This window comes from Novosphingobium panipatense (assembly GCF_900182875.1).
Taxonomy (GTDB): domain Bacteria; phylum Pseudomonadota; class Alphaproteobacteria; order Sphingomonadales; family Sphingomonadaceae; genus Novosphingobium; species Novosphingobium panipatense.
Window position 1 is genome coordinate 508,472 of sequence record NZ_FXUI01000001.1, and the last position, 20,651, is coordinate 529,122.

Consider the following 20,651-nt stretch of genomic DNA (forward strand, 5'->3'; position numbering starts at 1 on the left):
GTGACGTGGCGCCGGTGCGACGAACGCTCCGGAAGGCATCCGTCGGCTATTCTCTCAGAGTGTCGCTTCGATGGCGCGGGCGGCGGCGAGCGGATCTTCCGCGCGGCTGATCGGCCGTCCGATCACCAGAACGCTTGCCCCGGCATCCCGGGCCTGACGCGGCGTGACAGTGCGCTTCTGGTCGCCCGACTTGCCGTCCGAGGGGCGAAGGCCGGGGACGACGAAATACCCGTTCTTCCACTGCTTGTGGACCGCCTCGACTTCGTGGCCGGAGCAGACGATGCCGTCCAGCCCTGCCGAGTGCGCGAGGTCGGCAAGGCGCAGGGCCTGATCGTAGGGATTGGCATCGACGCCGATGGCGCTGAGATCCTCGCCGTCGAGGCTGGTGAGAACGGTCACTGCGACGACCTTGCAGTTTTCCCCGGCAGCGGCCTTGGCATCTTCCATCATCGCCCGCCCGCCGGCGGCATGGACAGTGACAATCGACGGGCGAAGCACGTGGATTGCCTGCATCGCACCGGCTACCGTGTTCGGTATGTCATGGAGCTTGAGGTCGAGGAAGATCGGCAGCCCGACCTTATGGAGTTCATGCACGCCATGGTGCCCGTGGGCGCAGAAGAACTCCAATCCCAGCTTGATCCCGCCGATATGGCCCGCAACCTTTCGCGCCAGAGCCTCGGCGGCGTCCAGGCGGGGAAGGTCGAGGGCGAGATAGACGGGATTGTGGTTCATGGTTTCTCGGGTTCCGACGATGATTCTGCGATGGGTGCCGCTTCGAGCGGCGCTGCGGATACGGCCTGGCTGCTGGTCAGGGAAGGTGCCGAAGTCGCCCGCAGGGAATTTTCAAGGCTGGCGATGCGGCGGTTCAGCTTCCAGCGCACGGCGCGCAGGTAAAGCCACACCGGCAGCATGCCCAGCCCGAAGAAAAGCAGGGCAAGTACCCCCACGGGCCATTCGAAGTGGATGTAGTTTCCGTCCTGCATCGGCCAGAAGTTCACCGGCACTTTGGTCCAGTTCATCGCGATGAAAGCGACCAACAAGGCCGTGAGCACGATCCACGCGATTGTGCGTATCACCTGCATTGTTCCTCCTGTTTCCCGCCCGTCTCACGGGATGCTAGGCTTGAATATTCCGCAAGGGAAGCCCTCGCCCGCGACGGGGAGAGGAGGGCGTGCGCCAGGCACGCCGCTCCTTTCGTTCAAGGAGTGGTTCCCCGCCGTTCCTGCGACGGAGCGTCGGTTCGATGCCCGCCGTCCCGTCACAGGAGCCAGTGATATCAGCCGAAGACGCGCGCGAAGATCGTGTCGACGTGCTTGAAGTGGTAGTCGAGGTTGAACTTCTCCTCAATCACTTCGGCCGGAAGCGCGGCGGCGACTTCAGGGTCCGCCTTGAGCAGTTCGAGCAGCGAAAGCTGACCGTCTGATTCCCACACCTTCATCGCATTGCGCTGAACGAGGCGGTAGCTTTCATCGCGCGTAAGGCCCGCCTGCGTCAGCGCGAGCAGGACGCGCTGCGAGTGGACGAGGCCGCCCATGCGATCCAGGTTCTTCTGCATGCGCTCGGGGTAGATGAGCAGCTTGTCGATGACGCCGGTGAGGCGGCCGAGGGCAAAATCGAGAGTGATCGTCGCGTCGGGGCCGATGAACCGCTCCACCGACGAGTGCGAGATGTCGCGCTCATGCCAGAGCGCCACATTCTCCATCGCCGGCACCACCGCCGAACGCACCACACGGGCAAGCCCGGTGAGGTTCTCAGTGAGGACGGGGTTGCGCTTGTGCGGCATCGCCGACGAACCCTTCTGGCCGGGCGAGAAGTATTCTTCGGCTTCGAGGACTTCGGTGCGCTGCAGATGGCGCACTTCAACGGCGAGCCGTTCGATCGAGCTGGCGATCACACCCAGCACGGCGAAGAACATCGCGTGGCGGTCACGCGGGATGACCTGGGTGGAGACGGGCTCGACAGCGAGCCCCAGTTTGTCGGCGACGTATTGCTCGACCGCCGGGTCCACGTTGGCGAAAGTGCCCACAGCGCCGGAAATCGCACAAGTGGCGATCTCTTCGCGCGCGGCAATCAGGCGCTTTCTGCAGCGGCTGAACTCGGCGTAGGCTTCGGCGAGCTTCAGGCCGAAGGTGACCGGCTCGGCGTGAATGCCGTGGCTGCGGCCGATGGTCGGCGTGTACTTGTGCTCTTCCGCGCGGCGCTTGATCGCCGCCAAGAGGGCGTCGAGATCCTCCAGCAGGATGTCGGCCGCCTTCGCGAGCTGGACGTTGAGCGTGGTGTCCAGCACGTCGGAGCTGGTCATCCCCTGGTGCATGAAACGTGCTTCGGGGCCGACCTGCTGCGCGACCCAGTCCAGGAAGGCGATGACATCGTGCTTGGTGACGGCCTCGATCGCGTCGATCGCGGCGACGTCGATCTTCGGGTTGGTCGCCCACCAGTCCCACAGGGCCTGTCCGGCGGATGCGGGCACCGTGCCCATTTCCCCCATCTTCACGGCGGCGTGCGCTTCGATCTCGAACCAGATGCGATAACGCGCTTCGGGTTCCCAGATCGCGGTCATCGCGGGGCGGGCGTAGCGGGGGACCATGTTCGACTCCTTGGGCTGACGCAGGTAATTTCGGCCAATTCACGGGGCCGCTAGGCGGCGCGGGCCGGAAAGGCAAGGGCGCAGGACGGAGCTGCGCAGGGTAGGGACGAGCGTGGAAAACCGGACCGGCACGCTGTGGCGATGCCGGCCCCGGGTCACTGCCGATGCGCTTTGCCGTTGCAACGTGTAGACTTTTTAACTGTTGAGCGTTCAATCGCTTGCACAAGCAAAGCGGGCGGGGCTCGACTGCCCCGGCTTTGGAGAGCGACGTAGAGATGCATGCAGTTCGGATCATCGCACGCCCCGTGCTGACGGCGCTGCTTTGCTTCGTGCTCTCAGCAACGATGATCAAGTACCTCAGTTTTGACGAGAATCTGGCCTCCGTCTGGCCGGTCAACGCAGTTGTTCTGGCACAAATCCTCATTGCCCCGCGCCGTCAGTGGCCGCGTTTCCTCTTGGCCGGGTTCATCGGCATCACGGCCGGGGGCATCCTGATTCGAGGCGTCGTCCTGAGTTCGACCGCCTTTGGCATCAGCAACATGATCGAGGCGTTTGTGGCGGCCAGCCTCCTGCGTGGGGCCATGGATCCGCAGGGCAGGCTGTTGCACCGCGACCAATCCGTGGTGCGGTTTGTCGTCGCGGCCGGCTTCGTCGCTCCGGCGTGTGGCGGCTTCCTCAAGGCTATCGTCGCTATGGCGACGCTGGGATCGCCCATCGGTGCATCCCTGCTGACGAAGTTCACCGTCGATTCGCTGGGCCTGCTGATCTTCACGCCATTCTTCTACCGCCTCTTCAGCGGTGACTATCTGGAGAGCCTGCGGACGGCCACCGGAAGTGAACGGCGCGACGGAGCATTGCTTCATGGCACCATGCTGGTGGTGTGCCTTGCGGTTTTCTCCCAGAACAGCCATCCGCTGCTGTTCCTGACGCTGGTGCCCCTGATGCTGGTGGCGTTCCGTACCGGCTGGCGCGGCGTCAGCGTCGCCATGGTCCTGCTCGCCACCATCGGCGTTCTGGCGACGCTGGCGGGGCGTGGGCCTGTCAGTCTCTCCGGACGCGACATGGGAGGGCAACTCGCCTTCCTGCAGTTTTTCCTGGCGATCGTGCTGGCCCTGATGATGCCGGTGTCTGCCGCCCTTGCCGCGCGGCGGGATCTCATCGAGCGCTTTCGTGAAAGCGAGCACGCCCTTATGCTGCTGGCCGGTCGCTCTGCCATCGTGCTTCTGCGCTTCGACAGGGAAGGGGTATGCACCCGCGCCGTGGGCGACGCGGCGGCGCTGCTGGGAGAAAGCGTGGAGCGGCTTCTGGGAAGCCATATGGGCGAGCTGGCGCCGTCCCTCGGCGAGCCGCTCTTCGCCGCGCACCTGCAGGTCTGCCGTGAGGATGCCGACGGGCGCAAGGCGGTGACGACTGAGATCGAACGGCCGGGCGGCCGGTGGGTCGAGGCGATCTTCCGGGTCGAGCACGACCAGGATGGCGCGATCTCCGGCTCCGTGGCCACCCTTATGGACGTATCCGCTCGCAAGGCTCGCGAAGGGGAACTCGCGCGGCGTGCGGAGACGGACTATCTCACCGGGCTGCCGAACCGGGCAGGTTTCCTGCACCGCTTCGAAACCGCGCTGGCGACCGATGGTCCCCTCAGCGTGGCCTTTATCGACGTGGATCGCTTCAAGGTGCTGAACGACGAACTTGGCCACCTTGCCGGGGACGCGGTGCTGGTGGAGCTCGCGCGCCGCTTCTCGCACGCGCTGCGCCCGGGCGATCTCGTCGCCCGGCTGGGGGGCGACGAATTCGTGGTGCTGCTCCTTTCGCTCGATGCGGCCGCCGCCCTCGAGGTTTGTCGGAGGCTCGTGGAGAGCGTTTCGGCGGCTCCGGTCGAACTGCCGACCGGCGGGCTGGCGGAGGCTCGCATCAGTTGCGGGCTTGTTCACAGGATGCCGGGGCAGAGCGGCGTCGAACTCCTCAACCGAGCAGACCAGGCGCTTTACGAGGCAAAGCGCAGCGGCCGCAACCAGCTCATCGCGGCCTGATGCAGGCCTAGACCGGCCATGTGAAGGCGATTCGCGTCTGTCCGCAAGGATGGCCTTCGCTGTCGAACCGGCACTCCTCGATCGTGCCATGCCCTTGGCGATTCACGGCGACGACCGTGCTGCAGCGAGTGCCATAGAGACTGTCGCGGATGAAGACGGGAGCGAAACGGGTTTCGGGCTGCTCGAGGGTGGCGAGCGACGGCACGGTCTTATCGCGCAGCGCCGCGAAGAGCGGGGCGGTGTCCCTGTCGCCTGCGGCCAGCCAGCTGGCCACCGCACTGTTCACCAGCAAGGTCTTGGGCCATGGGATATCGAAGCCGCCGTTCGACAGGCCATGTATCCCGCGCATCAGGGGGCGCGTCTCGACCACGGGATGGTTGGTCACAAACAGCGCCTGTCCCTTTTCCACGAGGATGAGGTTGAACGCGTTCATCTCGGCCATCGCGCCGGTGCGATCCTGATGTGCCAGACCGTTGGAGAGCAGGTCGGTCACAAGCCTGCCCCGTGAGGGCCGTCCCGGCTGCGCACCTTCAGGCGTGCGGTAGTTGGTGACCAGCGTCATGCGCCCGGTCCCGGTTACGCCCAGCCATGTGCCGCCTCCGGTGAGGTCCGTGCCTGCGATGATGCCGTTGGGCCAGCGCGACAGCGGCGCTGCAGGGCGGGCGTGGTATTCGTCACGGTTCCCCGCGCAGACGAGAAGCCAGTCGGGATGGGCATCCCAGGCGACGGCGGCCACGCACATGGTTCAGATCAGTCCCTTCGCGCGCAGCGAGACATGCCCTTCGCGTCCGATGATGACATGATCGTGCACGGCGACGCCAAGCAGGCGGCCCGCTTCGGCTATGCGGTTGGTGATGTCGATGTCCGCGCGGCTGGGCTGCGGCGAGCCGGATGGATGGTTGTGCACCAGGATCACGGCCGTGGCGCCGAGGTCGAGGGCGCGCCGGATCACCTCCCGCGGGTGAATGGCAGCTTCGTCTATGGAGCCTTCGCCGACCAGATCGTCGAGGATGAGCATGTTGCGGGTGTTCAGATAAAGAACCCGGACACGCTCGACGGTAAGATGGGCCATGTCGATCGTCAGGTAGTCGATCAAGGCATTCCAGGAACTTAGCACGGGCGCTTCGCGCACTTTCTGTCGTGCCATTCGAGTGGCGGCCACCGTCACCACGCGAAGGGCGGCAGTCGTGGCCTCGCCCATCCCGGGGTGACCGGCCAGTGTCCGCGGGTCAGCCTGAAGCACACCGGCGAGTGAACCGAACCGCTGGATCAAAGTTCGTGCCAGGGGTTTCATGTCTCGCCGCCGGACGGCCTGCATCAGAAGGAGTTCAATGACCTCATGGTCAGCCAGCGCTTCCGCCCCACCATTGAGCAATCGCTTGCGCAGCCTTTCCCGATGGCCGCTCGGATCGTTCCCGGCATCGTCGGCCTCTGCCGTCGCAGGCGCGAGGCTGTCGTCAAAGAGGGGTGGTTGTCCGGTCATGCTGCGTACAAACAATTGCCTTTCTCGCGCACCGGGCGCAAGTGAACGATCGGATGTCGCAGGATCACGACCAGTTCCCCGCCAGTAATTGGATGGAAAGTCCGCAAGCTCCGTCGCGCAAACGGCGCTGGCGCACACCGGCGCTTGTGGTCGGAGGCTTGCTGGTCGCCGCGCTCGGAGCGACGTGGCTTGCGCGGGAGGACATCGCAAACAACCTGATCGGTGGCGAACTTGAGGCGCTTGGACTGCCCGCCCGCTACGAGATCGTGCGAATCAGCCCTTCGGAACAAGTGATCCGCAATCTTGTGGTAGGAGATCCGCAGCGGCCCGATCTGACGGTGAAGGAATTGCGGGTGTCCACCAGGCTCGCCTGGGGACTGCCCGGCATTGGCCGCATCACGGTCATCGAGCCGCGACTCTACGGAAGCTACAGGGCTGGACGGGTCAGCTTTGGCGCGCTCGACAAGGCGCTGTTCACGGGCAAGGACGGCCCGTTCGAGATTCCGGACCTCGACATCAAACTCGTCGACGGGCGGGCGCTGATTGAGAGCGATCTCGGCCGCCTGGGCGTGAAGCTCGCGGGCGAGGGTGCGCTGCGCGGTGGCTTCTCCGGCGAGATTGCGGCCATATCACCGGCCTCGCATGTGAGTGGTTGCCGCACGGGACGCGCCACGCTTTATGGGAAGCTGGCCGTGACCGCCGCAAGACCGCGTTTCACCGGCCCGGTACGGCTGGAAAGCCTCGGCTGCCAGCAGGAGGATGCTCGGGCTTCACGCGTAGCCGCGCAAGTCGACATTACCCTGGACGAGGCTCTCGACGGTGCGGAGGGCAAGCTGGGCGTATCGGCTGGCGCGTCGCGCTATGGTGCTCAATCGCTTACCGCCCTGTCAGGTACAGGTCGGTTCAGCTACCGGGAAGAATCCCTGCGTGCCACCTATCGGATCGAAGGCAAGGGCCTTGATACGCCGCAGGCGCGCCTCGCCGCCGTGGCTTTCGAAGGTCGTGCCCGGTCCGCGAATGGCTTTTCTCGCTTCGATGTCGAAGGCGATCTTACCGGCCGCGACCTGAGGATCGGCGCCAGCGTCGATCGGGCGCTTGTGTCGGCGCAGCGCACGGGCGAGGGTACGCTGCTCGCGCCGCTGGCGGCGCAGGTGCGCAGCGGCCTTGCCCAAGAGATGCCCGGCAGCACGCTTGACGCAAACCTCATCGCCCGCAGGAGCGCGGACGGTCTCAGCCTCGTCGTCACACGCGGCGCGCTGCGTGGCCGTAGCGGTGCATCGCTCGTCGCACTTTCCCGCGTCCAGGCGCTTCTGCCCGAAGGCGGCGAGGGCGCGCCGCCGCGCCTGACCGGCAACTTCAGCACCGGCGGCAAGGGACTGCCCCAGGTGTGGGGGCGCGTAGAGACGGACGGTCACGGACGCTTCGCCCTGCGCGGCTCCATGCCGGATTACCGCGCCGGTTCCGCCATGATCGGCATACCCCGTCTTGCCGTGAAACAGGACCGGGACGGAGCGCTGTCCTTTGCGGGGCAAATCCTCATGAGCGGCGATCTGCCAGGCGGCAAGGCGCGCAACCTCCTGCTGCCGCTGGACGGTCGCCGCGACAGCACTGGCCGGTTCGCGCTCTGGCGTGGTTGCACCAGGGTTGCCTTCGACGCGCTGCAAGTCGCTGACCTTGCGCTCGACAGGCGGACGTTGACGCTTTGCCCCGCGCGCGGAGGTGCCATCGTGCAGGGGCAACCGGACAATCTCCGGCTGGCTGCGGGGGCAAGCTCCCTCAACCTTTCGGGGCGCCTGGGAGAAACGCCGATACGGATCGCCAGCGGACCGATCGGACTGGCGGCCGGCGGCGGCAGGGCGGGTGTTGTCACCGCACGCGCTGTCGACGTGGCGCTTGGGCCGGAAAGCACGGCATCGCGTTTCGCGATAAGCCGCATCGACGCCGCTCTTGGGAAGGACGTCTCGGGTACGTTCGAGGAAGCGGACATCCGCCTTGCCGCCGTTCCTCTGGACATGCGGCAGGCGGCAGGTAACTGGAGCTACGCAGGCGGGATCGTCGCTATCGACGATGCGTCGTTCACCCTCGTCGATCGCCAGCCAATGGCGCGATTCCAGCCGATGGTCGCACGGGGCGCCACGCTGCGGCTGGCGGGGAACCGCATCACGGCCAAGGCCCTGCTGCGCGAACCGCAGAGCGACCGCGGTGTGGTGCGCGCGGACATTGTTCATGACCTGTCGAACGCCAGCGGTCATGCCGACCTCGCCGTGAACGGGGCGGTTTTCGACAAGGACCTCCAGCCCGATGCCCTCTCGCGTCTCGCGCTCGGCGTTGTTTCGGACCTCCAGGGGATCGTGCGTGGCTCGGGCCGGATAGACTGGAACGCCGCGCGCGTTACCAGCCGTGGCCGTTTCGCCACGGATGGCGTCGACTTCGCCGCGGCGCTCGGCCCCGTGCGCGGCCTTTCGGGCGAAGTGGTGTTCACCGATCTCCTCGGCATGGTGACCGCGCCCCGCCAGACCATCCGCATCGCGTCGATGAATCCTGGTGTCGAGGTGAAGGACGGCACGCTGTCGTTTGAGTTGCGGCCGGGGTACAACCTCATCGTCAACGGCGGCCAGTGGCCGTTCATGAGCGGGACGCTCACGCTGGATCCGGCGAAGATGCAGATTGGGGTGGCGGAGACCCGCCGCTATACGCTCCGTGTATCGGGTTTGGACGCAGGGGACTTCGTCCAGCATCTCGAACTCACGAACATCAACGCCAGCGGCGTGTTCGACGGCGAATTGCCGCTGATCTTCGACCAGAACGGCGGGCGCATCGAAGACGGCTATCTACGATCGCGCGCTCCGGGCGGGCACCTCTCCTACATCGGGGCGCTGACGTACAAGGACTTGTCCGCGATGGGCAATTTCGCGTTCGACGCCCTGAAGTCCGTCAATTACAAAGACATGGAGATCGGCCTTGGCGGCTCGCTGTCCGGCGAGATCCTCACGCGCATCAGCTTCGACGGCCTGAGCCAGGGAGCAGGGGCGAAAAAGAACTTCCTGACGAAGCAGGTCGCGAAGCTGCCGATCCGGTTCATCGTCAACATAAGAGCGCCCTTCTTCAGCCTGTTCGGGTCCATGCGCTCGCTCTACGATCCGAATTACGTGCGGGATCCTCGCGAGCTGGGGCTGCTGACCCAGGACGGAACCCGTTCGGCGACAGCGCCGGATGCCACCGTCAATCCACCGCCGCCGCCATCTGCCGCTATTCAGCCTCCAGTCAGCGAGAAAACGCCATGACGTCCCCCGAATTGACCCCAAGGCTTTCGGCTGCAAAATGCCCGGCGATGAACGACGGGTATTACAATCAGCAGCACGCAAGCACACGGTCCGGCAGGCGCGCCGCCCGCGCCGCACTTACGGCCGCAACGATGATCGTGGTCGCGGCAGGCATGGGAGGGTGCATCCAGGTTGCGGCTCCCGATAAGCCTATCGTGATCGAATTGAACATCAACATCCGGCAGGAAGTGGTCTATCGTCTCGCCGCCGACGCGGCCAAGACGGTCGAGCAGAACGAGGGCATTTTCTGATGACGAAAGTTCGCTATTTCGGTGCCGCCTTCGCCGCCGCCATCCTCATGATCACCGGGATATCGGTGGCTCATGCCCAGCGCTCACCCGAATACGCTGCTGCGCGCGCAGCTGGCCAGGTGGGCGAGCAGCGGGACGGCTACCTCGGGGTCGTCGGCAGCCAGGGCGCGGCAATCAGTGCGATGGTGCGCGACATCAACAACAAGCGCCGCTCTGTCTACACGACGGCCGCGACCGGCAAGAGCACGATCGAGGAATACGCCTTCACGACAGGCTGCAAGCTGATCCGCGACACCAAGCCCGGTGAGAAGTACCAGGGGCTCGACGGGTCGTGGAAGACGCGCGGCAGCGGTGCGCCGGAGCTGGATCCCCGCTGCCCCTGACCGCTGCTCACGCTGCGAGAAGGGCACGCGTTTTTGCCGTCCTCCGGCCGGCGGAAACAGGCACATTGCGAATCATGTTGAGGCCGGAGGCGGATACGCTCTCCGGCCTTTCTCCTGCCACCAAAGCGGCGTATCGCCGTTGCGGTATCGGTGCTTTGGCGGATCTCTCAGGGCCGACGTGCCGTCACGCGCCTGTTCATCCGTCAAGAACGCAACCGCTGCGGCTGCCGCGCCGGTTGACTCGGGATAAGCCCCACCCTAAGGGGGCGGCGCTCTTGGCGGGCAGCCGTCGTTTTGTGTACCGTTCCTGTCATCGAGAGAGGACGTGACATGACCGACGAGCAACCTGCCCAAGATCCTGTTGGCGAGGATGCGCGCATCGATTCGCTTGACGAACGGCTGAAGGCCCTTCGCGAGCGGGAAGAGGAACGCAACCGACCGAAGGCCGGCGCGGAAACCGATGCGAGCTATCGCATGGGGAACCGCGTTCTTTCGGAGCTGCTGGGAGGTCTTGCGGGCGGTCTGTTCCTCGGGTGGTTGATCGACCATTTCGCCGGGACGTCGCCCTGGGGTCTGATGGTGATGCTGTTCGTTGGAATAGGTATCGCCTTCAGGAACATAATACGGATTTCGAACCACCGCCCCGAGTGACATGGATCGGGTGGGGCGGCTTGGTTCAATTGGCGACAGGGGTAATCGCGTGGCAGCCGAAGCGAAGGTCGATCCGATGCACCAGTTCCAGCTCGAGAAGCTGGCGGGCGCGGACTGGAACATTGCCGGTTACAACATCGCTTTCACCAACAGTGCGCTGTGGATGGCTGTCGCCACCATCGCACTGATCGTGTTTGTCGCTGGCGGTATGAAGCGTCAGGTTGTTCCCGGCCGTTGGCAGATGGCGGTGGAAACCTTCACCGGTTTCATCGACGGTATGCTTGCCGCGAACGTCGGCAAGAACGGCAAGAAGTATGTTCCGTACATCTTCTCGCTCTTCATGTTCATTCTCTTCGCGAACTTCCTCGGCCTGATGCCTCTGGGCGTCGTGGGCGTTCACCCGTTCACCTTCACCAGCCACTTCTCGGCTACGGGTGTTCTGGCGGTTCTCTCGTTCTCGATCGTCCTGATCGTCGGCTTCGCGAAGCACAAGCTGCACTTCTTCTCTCTGTTCGTGCCGCACGGTACGCCGGTTCCGATGATCCCGATCATCTTCGTGGTCGAACTGATCTCGTTCCTGGTGCGCCCGTTCAGCCTCGGTCTGCGTCTCTTCGTCGCGATGATGGCCGGCCACGTTCTTCTTGAAGTGCTTTCGAGCTTCGTGATCTCGGGCGGCAATGCCGGTCCCGCGCTGTTCCTGATTGCCGGTCTTCCCAGCTTCCTGCTGATGGTCGGCATCTGTGCGCTGGAACTGCTCGTCGCCGGTATTCAGGCTTACGTTTTCGCTCTTCTCACCTGCGTCTATCTAAACGACGCCGAGAACCTTCACTGATTTTACCGCCACTCAGGTTTACCAAAGGGAGTTTTTGAAATGGACGCAGAAGCTGCAAAGCTGCTCGGTGCTGGTTTCGCCGCGATCGGCGCTGGCCTCGCTTCGATCGGCGTGGGCAACGTTTTCGCCAAGTTCCTCGAAGGCGCACTGCGCAACCCGGGCGCCGCTGACGCCCAGCAGGGCCGCCTGTTCATCGGCTTCGCCGGTGCCGAGCTTCTGGGCCTGCTCTCGTTCGTCATTGCCGCGCTGCTGATCTTCGCCTGATCGCACGCGTTGACCGGATCGCTCCGGCTGCCTGAACCCTTTGGTGAGGCGGCCGGAGCAGTCCGGTTTTTATGAATCAAGCCGGCACACGTTTTTCCGGCTTCCTCGAGACAGGGCTGCACCCATGCCTCAGATTGCTCAGCTAGGCGAGTTCTACTCCAGCCAGATCTTCTGGCTGCTGGTCTTCTTCGGGATCACCTTCTTCGTCGTCGGGCGGGGCATGGTTCCGAAGGTGATGGAAACCGTCGCCAGCCGTGACAACCAGATCGCCGCCGACCTCAAGGCCGCCGAAGCCGCTCGCGCTCAGGCCGATGCCGAGGAGGCTTCCTGGCGCACGCGCGAAAACGCCAACCGCGCCGAAGCGCAGGGCCTTATCGCAGACGCGCGCAGCAAGGCCGCTGCCGTGACCGCTGAAAAGCTGGCTGGCGTCCAGGCCCGTATCGATGCGGAAATCGCGTCCGCCGAGGCCCGCATCGCAGAGGCTCGTCGTTCGGCCGCTGCCGAGATCGAGGACGTCGCCGCCGACGCAACCCGCGAGATTGTCAGCCGGGTGGCCGGCCTCTCGCTCGACGATACTGCAGTACGCGGTGCGGTGAAGGAGAACCTGGTCCATGGCTGAAACCAATGTCGCCATTGAGCAGCATCTCGACACCGAGGCTGCTGAAGTAACCGGCGCCGATACTCACGCGGCGGTCGAGCATCACGCGGAACCGATGTTCCTCGGCTTCGCGCCGCCGGTCGCTGTCGTCAGCGCGTCCATGATCGTGCTTCTCGCGATCCTAGCGTGGAAGGGCGTGCCCAAGCTGGTCGCAGGCGGCCTCGATGCCAAGATCGCGGAGATCAAGGCGCAGCTTGCCGAAGCCAAGTCCTTGCGCGCCGAAGCGGAAGCGCTGCGCAAGGAATACGCGGACAAGATTGCCAACGCCGAGAAGGACGCGGCGGCCATGCTTGAGCATGCCCGTCACGAGGCGCAGGCGCTGATCGCCAAGGCGGAAAAGGACACGGCCGAGACGATCGCGCGCCGTGAAAAGATGGCTCAGGACAAGATCGCAGCGGCCGAACTCGCGGCTGTGACGGATCTTCGTAACCAGGCTGCGACGGCCGCTACGGCTGCCGCCAGGCGCCTGATCGCCGCCAATCACTCGGAAGCCGCCGACCGCACTCTGGTCGACCAGGCAATTGCCGGGATCTGACCCGATTTGCCTTTAAGGCGCTTGATTGAAGCCTCCGTCCGCTGGACGGGGGCTTTTTTCATGGAACGATGGGTTGAGGTGAGGGACTACCTCTCAGCGGCCGATGATGGGCATGGGTGCTGTTCGAAAAGGTAGTGCGCGAAGGGCGTTTCCGCGCCGTCTTTCTGCCGTGCCACTATGTTCCACGTCATCTGCCGTCCTGACACATGCCAGCGATTGACGAAGTCAGCGTCGCTGTAGGGGTAAGTGATCTCAAAGCCGGTCGCACGAGTCTGACCCTCTCCCGTGGAGGTGAAAGCGCCGCCGAAGCTGTCGGCCCAATAGCCGACGATCCGTTCCGACGCACCCGTGGACGCGGGAACGCTCCCAAATACCAGATGTGCGGAATGCCGGTCGGTGGCGTCGGTGGTTGCCCGGCTTTCCGCGTCCACCGACAGGATGGCATTCATAGCGACCGGTCGCGCCGTAAGCTCGATGGACACCGGCTTACCCATCACGGTTCCCTCACCCTGCCAGCAACCTGCCAGGGCAGCGAGTTGACTCGGCAGCGGCGGAGCGGCGTCCTCTGCCATGGCATTTAGCGGGGCCAGCAGGAGTGTGGTTGCGGCACTGATGGACCTGATCATAAGAACTCTTTGCGAAAGGAGATCAACAGCGGCATCGCCGGATGAGTGCCCGGAGACCGCCCTTCGCGCGCCCCGGTCAGTCGTGCGGCGGGTTCTCGACCACTTCGTTCGCCGCGCTTTCGCCCATGCCGTGCCTGAGGACCATGGGAAGCTGCGAGAAGGTGAAGAGGAACGAGAGCACCGTGAAGCCCCAGAGTTTCGCCTGCAGCCAGGTATCGAAGCTAACCGTGTAGACGAGCGTCGTGTTGAGCACACCGAGGAACAGGAAGAACCAGGCCCAGTTGCGAGAAAGCTTCAGCCAGCCTTCCTCGTTCAGCCCCTCGAACGCGGCTTGCAGTAGGTACTTCAGCAGCGCCTTGCCCCTCCACAGGCCGATGAACAGGACGACGGAGAACATCAGGTACACGGCCGTCGGCTTGAGCTGGATGAAGATCGCATTGCGGAATACGACGGTCAGCAGGCCGAAGCCCAGGACCAACACCGTGGTAAGCCAGAGCATCGGTGAGATGTGCCCGAGGCGCCATTTCGAAATCGCGAGCGCCGCTACGGTGGCGATCATGAAGGCGACGGTGCCCTTGATTACCGCAGCGACGGTGCCGATCGGGTCGGCTTCACCGGAAGGCGACCAGTACCGATAGGCGAGAAAAAAGACGAGCAGGGGCCCGAAATCGACGAGGAGATTGAGCCAGGAGCTCTTCTTCTTGGCAGGCGTGGCCATCAAGCGATCCCTGCGATGACCCGGGCAAGCAGATCCGGGTTGAAGGGACGCAAATCGTCGATCTTCTCGCCCACACCGATGGCATGAATGGGAAGGCCGTACTGTTCAGCCGCGGCCACCAGCACGCCGCCGCGGGCGGTGCCGTCCAGCTTGGTCATGATGAGGCCCGACACACCCGCCACTTCCTTGAATATCTCGATCTGCGACAGGGCATTCTGTCCGTTCGTCGCGTCGAGGACGAGCACGACGTCGTGCGGCGCGGCAGGATTGAGGCGTCCCAGCACGCGGCGGATCTTCGCCAGTTCGTCCATCAGTTCGCGCTTGTTCTGGAGCCGCCCGGCGGTGTCGACGATAAGTGCATCGATGCCCTGATCCGTCGCGGCCTTGACCGCATCGAAGACTACCGAAGCCGGATCACCGCCTTCAGGCCCCTTGACGATCGGAATGGCGAGCCGATCGGCCCAGACGCCAAGCTGCCCGATGGCGGCAGCGCGGAACGTGTCGCCGGCCGCCAGCATGACCGAATAGTCCTGTTCCTGGAACAGGTGCGCCAGCTTCGCAATCGTCGTCGTCTTGCCAGAACCGTTCACGCCGATGACCAGGATGACCTGTGGGCGGGGAAAGGCGATGATGTCGAGCGGCTTGGCCACCGGGCGCAGGATCTCGGCGATTTCCCGCGCAACGACTTCCATGATGGCGCGTTCGTCGGCATCGCGTTCGAACCGCTCGTCAGCGAGCCGGTCGCGAATGCGGGCTGCGGCACGTGGACCCAGGTCCGACATGATCAGCGCGTCTTCCAACTCGTCGAGCTGCGCGGCGCTGAGACGCGTGCCGCCACCTATCCCCGCAAGATTGCCGGCGAGCCGTTCGGAGGTCTTGCGAAAGCCTCCGAACAGGCGGTCGGACCAGTCGCTGCTGCTCTGGTCTTGGGTACTCATGCTTCCAGCATTCCTTCGACTATTCGGACCGGGACAATCTCCACGAGCGCGCCGGGTGGCGTGCCGGGAGGGAGCCGTACAGGCGCGAAATCGGCCGCGTGGCCGGTTCCACCGCGTTCAGTCAGCACCCATAGCGGCTTGCCGAGATGCGCGGCAAGCCACGATGCCCGTACCTGCGCCACCTTTGCGCGCAATTCTGCGGCTCGGGCGCGGATGATTCCATGGGGAACCTGCGGCATGCGCGCAGCGGGCGTTCCCGGCCGCTGCGAATAGGGAAAGACGTGCCCGTGTACCACGCCGAGTTCCTCGATGATGGAGAGGTTGGCCCGGTGCGCCTCTTCGTCTTCGGTTGGGAAGCCTGCGATGATGTCCGCGCCGATGGCGATATCCGGCCGTCGCTCCCGCAGCCGCTGGACCAGATCCAGGGCGTCGGCCCGGGTGTGGCGCCGCTTCATGCGCTTCAGGATCAGGTCGGCGCCGTGCTGTAAGGAGAGATGGACGTGCGGCATCATGCGCGCTTCGCCAGCGACGAGATCGAAGAGGATGCCGTCGATCTCCGCGCCGTCGATCGACGAGAGGCGCAGCCGCTTCAAGGTGCTGAAGCGTCGGAGTATGGCTTCGCAAAGCGCACCGAGACGTGGTGCGCCGGGCAAGTCCGCACCCCAAGAGGTAAGGTCCACCCCGGTCAGAACGACCTCCTGGACTCCCGCTTCGAGGTGAACCTCAACATCGTCGAGAACACGCGCGACCGGATGGGAGCGACTGGGACCCCGACCTTGAGGAATGACGCAGAAGGTGCAGGCATGGTCGCAGCCGTTCTGCACCTGCACGAACCCGCGCGTATACCCGCGCCGCGTGTCTGGACGATCGGCTGCCGGCACGTTCCAGGCGCGGGGGTCGAGTTTGGCGGTGTTGGCGATGAGGCCATCGACTTCCGGCATTGCGGCCAGAGCGTCCCGTTCGACTTCCGCTGCGCATCCGGTGACCAGGAGACGGGCGTCGGGCCGGGCCTTGCGGGCACGACGAATCGCCTGCCGTGTCTGCCGCACCGCTTCGCTGGTGACGGCACAGGAGTTGATGACGACAAGATCATCCGCGCCAGCCAGCAGCGCGCGCAGATCCTCGCTCTCGGCAAGGTTCAGCCGGCAACCCAGCGAGTGAACTTCGAGAGTCAAACAGCGATCCCGTAGTCCGCTGCTTCGAAGGAGCCCCGGAACGCTTCGGTCGCCGGCCCGGTCATCACGATTTCATCGTCGTCACGCCATTCGATCACCAGTGGCCCCCCCGGAAGCGTGACCGTGACGCGCCGATCGACAAGGCCCCGTTTGATGGCTCCGACAGCCGTCGCGCAGGCTCCGGTCCCGCAGGCGCGGGTAAGGCCAGCGCCACGTTCCCACACGCGCAACGTTATCGCATCGCGCGCGGTCACGCCCGCCACGTTCACGTTGATGCGGGCGGGAAAAAGGGCATCCGTTTCGATCATCGGCCCGATACGGGCCATGTCGATGGCATAGGGATCCGGGACGAAGAAGATCACGTGCGGGTTGCCGACGTTGACGGCGATCGGGTTGACGAGTTCTTCCCAGGCCACGGGCATGGCATGCGTATCCATGGCATAGCCGAGGGGAATCGCCTCCCAGTCGAAGCGGGGTTTGCCCATTTCGACGCTGATGCCACTCTCGGCTGGCGTGGACCGGACAATACCACCGCGCGTCTCGATAGCAGCCGGCCTGCCATGCAGCAGGCCTATCGCCCGCGTGGCGTTGCCGCAGGCCTCGACCTCGCTTCCGTCAGCGTTGAAAATGCGCATCCTGAAGTCGCCGGCGCGGGAGGGCTCGAGGAGAATGAGCTGATCGCAGCCGATGCCGGTATGTCGGTCCGCAAGAGCTGCGGCCAGCGGGGCATCGACAGGAGGCAAGGGTCGCTCACGCGCGTCCAGAACAACGAAATCGTTGCCGAGGCCGTGCATTTTGGTGAAGTCGATGCGCATGGCGCGCGATTTAGGTGGTGGGACGCTCCAGGTCAATTTCCCCGGGCACGTCGCCGGCCACCAAGAGCGGCCACAGCCTGGACGATCGCCGCGCTGTCCTTCTGTTCCAGCAGCTTTGACACGAGGCTGCGGTCGATCTTGATCCGGTCGAAGGGAATCTTGTCCAGTTGGTCGATCGCGCTGTAGCTCGTGCCGAAATCGTCGAGGCTGATGCGGACGCCCTTTTGCCTCAAGCCGATGGCAAGCGCATGCACGAGGCCTGGCGTGCTGTGGAGAAGGGCGTCGGGAACTTCAACCTCCAGCCGATGTGCCGGGAACTGCGCCTGCTCAAGCATGTGAAGCAGCTTGCCGGCAAACCCGGGATCGCGCAGCTGTGTCGGCAAGAGGCGGATCGAGAGAGTCAGTCCGCTATCCCAGCCTTTCGCATCTTCAAGGGCCTGGCCGATCACGCTGCGGCACAGTTCGGCGATAAGGCCGATGTCCTCGGCGACAGGAAGGAAGACGTCGGCCGCGGTGATGCCGAATTGCGGCGAATCCCAGCGGAACAGCACCGCGAAGCCGACCAGTTCGCCCGTCCGGATGTCGATCTGCTGGTCGTAGAAAGGCACGAACTCTCCCCGGGGGATACCCTGGCGGATCCCAGCTTCAAGGTCCGCACGAAAGCGCATCTCATGGGCCATGCTGGGCTCGAACCAGGTGAACTGGTTCCGGCCCTGCCGCTTGGCGTGATACATCGCGACATCAGCCATCTCCAGCAGAGCCTGGGCGCTGGTTGTAGCCGAGGTCGCCTTGGCGAGGCCGATGGATGCGGTGACCTCCACCGTCACCGAATTGATGCAGGAACTCTCGGCGACGGCGCGCGCGATCGTGGAGGCAAGTTCATCGACGGCTTCGGGATGGTCCGGGTCGAAGGGCAGGGCGATGGCGAACTCGTCCCCGCCGATGCGCCCTGCTATGGCCTCGGCCGGCAGATCGGCCAGGATGCGCCGGGCGCACTCCCGCAGTAGGCGGTCTCCCGCAGAGTGGCCGTTGTAGTCGTTTACCTGCTTGAAATTGTCCAGGTCGATCATCAGCACACCAACCGCATCGCCTGTCTGGATGATGTCCCGGATCATGGCGTCCGCGTTCAGATTGAAGCTGCGGCGGTTGTGGAAACCGGTGAGCGGATCGGTTTCCGCCAGCAGGCGCGCCTCCCGCTCGGAGGCGGTGCGCTCCGATATCTCCTGACGAAGACCACGGAAACGCCGCCAGCCAAGGACAAGAAACAGCAGATTGAGCAGAAAGGCGTTGACGACGAGTGTGTCGAACGCCTTGGTCTGGCCTGCCGCGAGGCGCACGAGGGCCGGCGCGATCTGACTGGTCAGAGCAAGGAAAAGGATTGCGGCCGCGCCCGCGATGACGAGCGTGGCGGAGTCTGGCTTGCGACCGCGCCATGACCGGCGCCGATGCAATCCACTCCAATTAAGAAGAGTTGCCTGCACGAATTAAGCCCCCCCGGACTTCGTTCCAAGCCAAGGAAGTTACGCAACTGGTCTGAAGTAACTCTTAACGAAAAAGTCCCGGCACCTGAGAGGGGCCGGGACTTTTGCATTACAGTCTTTTAATAGGCTATCTCAGCCTTTGAGGCCAATCTCCCGCAGACGCTCCTGAAGGTAATCGTCGGCCGTGATGGAGACGGGATAGCGGTCCGGATTTTCATCGGAGATGCACTCGGGCAGCGTGACGAAATCGAAATCGCTGCGCAGGTGCAGGAAGAACGGCATCGAGTACCGGCTGTGCGACGCGCGTTCCCCCGAGGGGTTCCGCACACGGTGCGTGGTCGACGGCAGAACATGATTGGTCAAGCGCTGCAGCATGTCGCCGATGTTCACGACGATCGCGCCTTCCGGTGGTGCCACCGATAGCCAGCGGCCGTCCTTTGCAAGGAGTTCGAGGCCCGCTTCCTGCGCGCCGAGGAGGAGCGTGATGAGGTTGATGTCTTCGTGCGCGCCGGCACGGATCGCACCGCCTGCGCCATCTCCGACGGGCGGATAGTGCAGCAGCCGCATGACGGAGTTGCCGTCCTCGATCGCAGGATCGAACCAGTTCGCGTCAAGCCCCAGATGGACGGCGATGGCCGACAGGATCTTGGCACCCGCTTCGTCGAACTGCGCGTAAAGCTCGGTAAAGGTGTCGCGGAACCCTTCGACTTCATCAGGCCATACGTTTGGCGGCATCGAGGAGGCGAGCGGCGAACCTTCGGGGAGATCGCGGCCTACGTGCCAGAATTCCTTGAGGTCCTTCTCCGTCGCGCCCTTGGCCACCTCGGTCCGGAAGGGCGTGTAGCCACGAGCGCCGTGGATTTCGCGGTCGAAGTACTTGAGTTTGGCTTCGACGGGCAGGGCGAAGAACTCTTCGGTCTTGGCCCAGGCCTGGTCGATCAGCGCCTGATCGATGCCGTGGTCGCGGATCATCGCGAAGCCGAAGGTGCGGAAGCTTTGCCCGACGCGCTCAGGAAGGTCGGCGCGATCAGCCACAAGGCTGAGGACGGGGATTTCTGCGAGGTCCATGGTAGTGCAATCCAATGCGATTCGGTATGCCGCCCCTTACTGCCACCGATCTCAACAGTCTAAACGGAAAGGCGCGTAAATGGCGTATTGGCTGCTGAAATCCGAACCGGACGCCTATGGCTGGGCCGATCTCGTCCGGGAGGGGGAGGGAACCTGGGACGGTGTGCGCAACCATCGTGCCGCCAACAACCTGCGGGCCATGCAGGTCGGCGATGAGGCGTTCTTCTATCATTCCAACATCGGCAAGGAGATTGTCGGCGTCGTCCGGATCAGTGTGGCGGGAATTGCCGATCCTACCGATCCCGAAGGCAAGTGGGCCGCGGTGAAGGTGAAGCCGGTTCGGAAGTTACCCCGTGCGGTCCCGCTCAGCCGCATCAAGGCCGATCCGCGCCTGGCTGAAATGGAGGTAGTGAAGCTGTCGCGCCTGTCAGTAGCTTTCGTCACGGCGGAGGAATGGAACTACATCCTGCAGCTCGCCGGCGACACGGCGAACCGCCGATAACGCGCGGTCTCTGGAGAAGCACGTTCTGACGGGCCGGACGCAACGTGGCCGCATTCCGGGTGTTGTCCCTTTGTATGGCGAACATGTCGCCGGACAGACAAGGAGATACATCATGGGTGAACTCAAGGACACCATGAAGGGCCTCGGCAACGAAGTGGCTGGCAACGCCAAGCAGGCAGCAGGCGAAGCCCGCAACGATCCGGCCCAGAAGGCTGAGGGCAAGGCGCAGGAGCGCAAGGGCGAACTCCAGCAGGGCGTCGGAAAAGTGAAGGGTGCGCTGGGCGATCGCGTCTGACGATCCTTCTTTCCACACCGAAGAAGAGGGTCGCCG

At 64.3% G+C, this 20,651-nt stretch carries 23 protein-coding genes; 11 read left to right on the top strand and 12 right to left on the bottom strand.

What is annotated here, in order from left to right; all coding sequences use genetic code 11:
• Window positions 1-54: 54 nt before the first annotated feature.
• The 3 genes from pyrF to purB form a co-directional block, all read right to left on the bottom strand.
• Window positions 55-732 carry an orotidine-5'-phosphate decarboxylase gene (gene pyrF / locus QOL62_RS02405; protein ID WP_103727780.1) on the bottom strand — a complete coding sequence of 226 codons (678 nt, stop codon included), beginning with the start codon at window positions 730-732 and terminating at the stop codon, window positions 55-57.
• Window positions 729-1,082, bottom strand: coding sequence for a LapA family protein (locus QOL62_RS02410; RefSeq protein WP_233203730.1), 354 nt, complete (start codon window positions 1,080-1,082; stop codon window positions 729-731). The genes pyrF and QOL62_RS02410 overlap by 4 nt, the downstream gene beginning before the upstream one ends.
• Before the next feature lie 194 nt (window positions 1,083-1,276).
• Window positions 1,277-2,587 carry an adenylosuccinate lyase gene (purB, locus tag QOL62_RS02415; RefSeq protein WP_283405037.1) on the bottom strand — a complete coding sequence of 437 codons (1,311 nt, stop codon included), beginning with the start codon at window positions 2,585-2,587 and terminating at the stop codon, window positions 1,277-1,279.
• A gap of 275 nt (window positions 2,588-2,862) precedes the next feature.
• On the opposite strand from purB, the gene QOL62_RS02420 reads away from it, so the two are divergent.
• Window positions 2,863-4,617, top strand: coding sequence for a diguanylate cyclase domain-containing protein (locus tag QOL62_RS02420; RefSeq protein WP_283405038.1), 1,755 nt, complete (start codon window positions 2,863-2,865; stop codon window positions 4,615-4,617).
• 7 nt (window positions 4,618-4,624) lie between these two features.
• Here QOL62_RS02420 and QOL62_RS02425 read toward each other — a convergent pair whose 3' ends face one another.
• Both QOL62_RS02425 and radC read right to left on the bottom strand, forming a co-directional pair.
• The gene (locus QOL62_RS02425) at window positions 4,625-5,359 is read right to left on the bottom strand and encodes an NRDE family protein (protein WP_283405039.1); all 735 of its coding nucleotides are present in this window, start codon (window positions 5,357-5,359) and stop codon (window positions 4,625-4,627) included.
• 3 nt (window positions 5,360-5,362) lie between these two features.
• Window positions 5,363-6,100: a RadC family protein gene (radC, locus tag QOL62_RS02430; RefSeq protein WP_283405040.1), complete on the bottom strand. Its 738-nt coding sequence runs from the start codon at window positions 6,098-6,100 to the stop codon at window positions 5,363-5,365.
• A gap of 41 nt (window positions 6,101-6,141) precedes the next feature.
• On the opposite strand from radC, the gene QOL62_RS02435 reads away from it, so the two are divergent.
• The 8 genes from QOL62_RS02435 (at window position 6,142) to QOL62_RS02470 (ending at window position 12,997) form a co-directional block, all read left to right on the top strand.
• Window positions 6,142-9,384, top strand: coding sequence for an intermembrane phospholipid transport YdbH family protein (locus QOL62_RS02435; protein ID WP_283405041.1), 3,243 nt, complete (start codon window positions 6,142-6,144; stop codon window positions 9,382-9,384).
• Window positions 9,385-9,431: 47 nt separating this feature from the next.
• Entirely contained in the window at window positions 9,432-9,674 is a 243-nt protein-coding gene (locus QOL62_RS02440; RefSeq protein WP_233203729.1) for a YnbE family lipoprotein, read from the top strand.
• Window positions 9,674-10,057, top strand: a complete 384-nt coding sequence (locus tag QOL62_RS02445) for a YdbL family probable chaperone protein (RefSeq protein WP_283405042.1) — start codon at window positions 9,674-9,676, stop codon at window positions 10,055-10,057. Before QOL62_RS02440 ends, QOL62_RS02445 begins: the two co-directional genes overlap by 1 nt.
• Window positions 10,058-10,387: 330 nt before the next feature.
• Window positions 10,388-10,708, top strand: a complete 321-nt coding sequence (locus QOL62_RS02450) for an AtpZ/AtpI family protein (protein ID WP_103727772.1) — start codon at window positions 10,388-10,390, stop codon at window positions 10,706-10,708.
• A 49-nt stretch (window positions 10,709-10,757) separates the two neighbouring features.
• On the top strand, window positions 10,758-11,540 hold the full coding sequence (locus tag QOL62_RS02455) for a F0F1 ATP synthase subunit A (RefSeq protein ID WP_103727801.1): 783 nt from the start codon (window positions 10,758-10,760) through the stop codon (window positions 11,538-11,540).
• Window positions 11,541-11,579: 39 nt separating this feature from the next.
• Window positions 11,580-11,804, top strand: a complete 225-nt coding sequence (locus QOL62_RS02460) for a F0F1 ATP synthase subunit C (RefSeq protein ID WP_008833283.1) — start codon at window positions 11,580-11,582, stop codon at window positions 11,802-11,804.
• Between the two features lie 124 nt (window positions 11,805-11,928).
• Complete coding sequence (locus QOL62_RS02465; protein WP_283405043.1) at window positions 11,929-12,423, top strand: F0F1 ATP synthase subunit B; 495 nt, start codon at window positions 11,929-11,931, stop codon at window positions 12,421-12,423.
• The gene (locus QOL62_RS02470) at window positions 12,416-12,997 is read left to right on the top strand and encodes a F0F1 ATP synthase subunit B family protein (RefSeq protein ID WP_103727770.1); all 582 of its coding nucleotides are present in this window, start codon (window positions 12,416-12,418) and stop codon (window positions 12,995-12,997) included. Before QOL62_RS02465 ends, QOL62_RS02470 begins: the two co-directional genes overlap by 8 nt.
• Before the next feature lie 86 nt (window positions 12,998-13,083).
• Here QOL62_RS02470 and QOL62_RS02475 read toward each other — a convergent pair whose 3' ends face one another.
• The 7 genes from QOL62_RS02475 to QOL62_RS02505 all read right to left on the bottom strand — a co-directional run bounded on the left by QOL62_RS02475 (window position 13,084) and on the right by QOL62_RS02505 (window position 19,818).
• Window positions 13,084-13,623, bottom strand: coding sequence for a hypothetical protein (locus tag QOL62_RS02475; RefSeq protein WP_283405044.1), 540 nt, complete (start codon window positions 13,621-13,623; stop codon window positions 13,084-13,086).
• Window positions 13,624-13,699: 76 nt separating this feature from the next.
• Window positions 13,700-14,341 carry an inner membrane-spanning protein YciB gene (locus tag QOL62_RS02480; protein ID WP_283405045.1) on the bottom strand — a complete coding sequence of 214 codons (642 nt, stop codon included), beginning with the start codon at window positions 14,339-14,341 and terminating at the stop codon, window positions 13,700-13,702.
• A complete protein-coding gene (gene ftsY, locus QOL62_RS02485) occupies window positions 14,341-15,279 on the bottom strand; it encodes a signal recognition particle-docking protein FtsY (RefSeq protein WP_103727767.1) in 939 nt (312 codons plus the stop codon). The genes QOL62_RS02480 and ftsY overlap by 1 nt, the downstream gene beginning before the upstream one ends.
• On the bottom strand, window positions 15,276-16,454 hold the full coding sequence (locus QOL62_RS02490) for a MiaB/RimO family radical SAM methylthiotransferase (RefSeq protein WP_283405046.1): 1,179 nt from the start codon (window positions 16,452-16,454) through the stop codon (window positions 15,276-15,278). Before QOL62_RS02490 ends, ftsY begins: the two co-directional genes overlap by 4 nt.
• A complete protein-coding gene (dapF, locus tag QOL62_RS02495) occupies window positions 16,451-17,269 on the bottom strand; it encodes a diaminopimelate epimerase (protein ID WP_103727765.1) in 819 nt (272 codons plus the stop codon). Before dapF ends, QOL62_RS02490 begins: the two co-directional genes overlap by 4 nt.
• Before the next feature lie 32 nt (window positions 17,270-17,301).
• The gene (locus QOL62_RS02500) at window positions 17,302-18,720 is read right to left on the bottom strand and encodes a putative bifunctional diguanylate cyclase/phosphodiesterase (RefSeq protein WP_283405047.1); all 1,419 of its coding nucleotides are present in this window, start codon (window positions 18,718-18,720) and stop codon (window positions 17,302-17,304) included.
• Between the two features lie 162 nt (window positions 18,721-18,882).
• Window positions 18,883-19,818 (bottom strand): isopenicillin N synthase family dioxygenase, encoded by a 936-nt coding sequence (locus tag QOL62_RS02505; protein WP_283405048.1) that lies wholly within the window; start codon window positions 19,816-19,818, stop codon window positions 18,883-18,885.
• A 79-nt stretch (window positions 19,819-19,897) separates the two neighbouring features.
• Between QOL62_RS02505 and QOL62_RS02510 the strand changes: the two genes are divergently transcribed.
• Both QOL62_RS02510 and QOL62_RS02515 read left to right on the top strand, forming a co-directional pair.
• Entirely contained in the window at window positions 19,898-20,320 is a 423-nt protein-coding gene (locus QOL62_RS02510) for an EVE domain-containing protein (protein WP_283405049.1), read from the top strand.
• 112 nt (window positions 20,321-20,432) lie between these two features.
• A complete protein-coding gene (locus QOL62_RS02515; RefSeq protein WP_103727761.1) occupies window positions 20,433-20,615 on the top strand; it encodes a CsbD family protein in 183 nt (60 codons plus the stop codon).
• Window positions 20,616-20,651 lie beyond the last annotated feature (36 nt).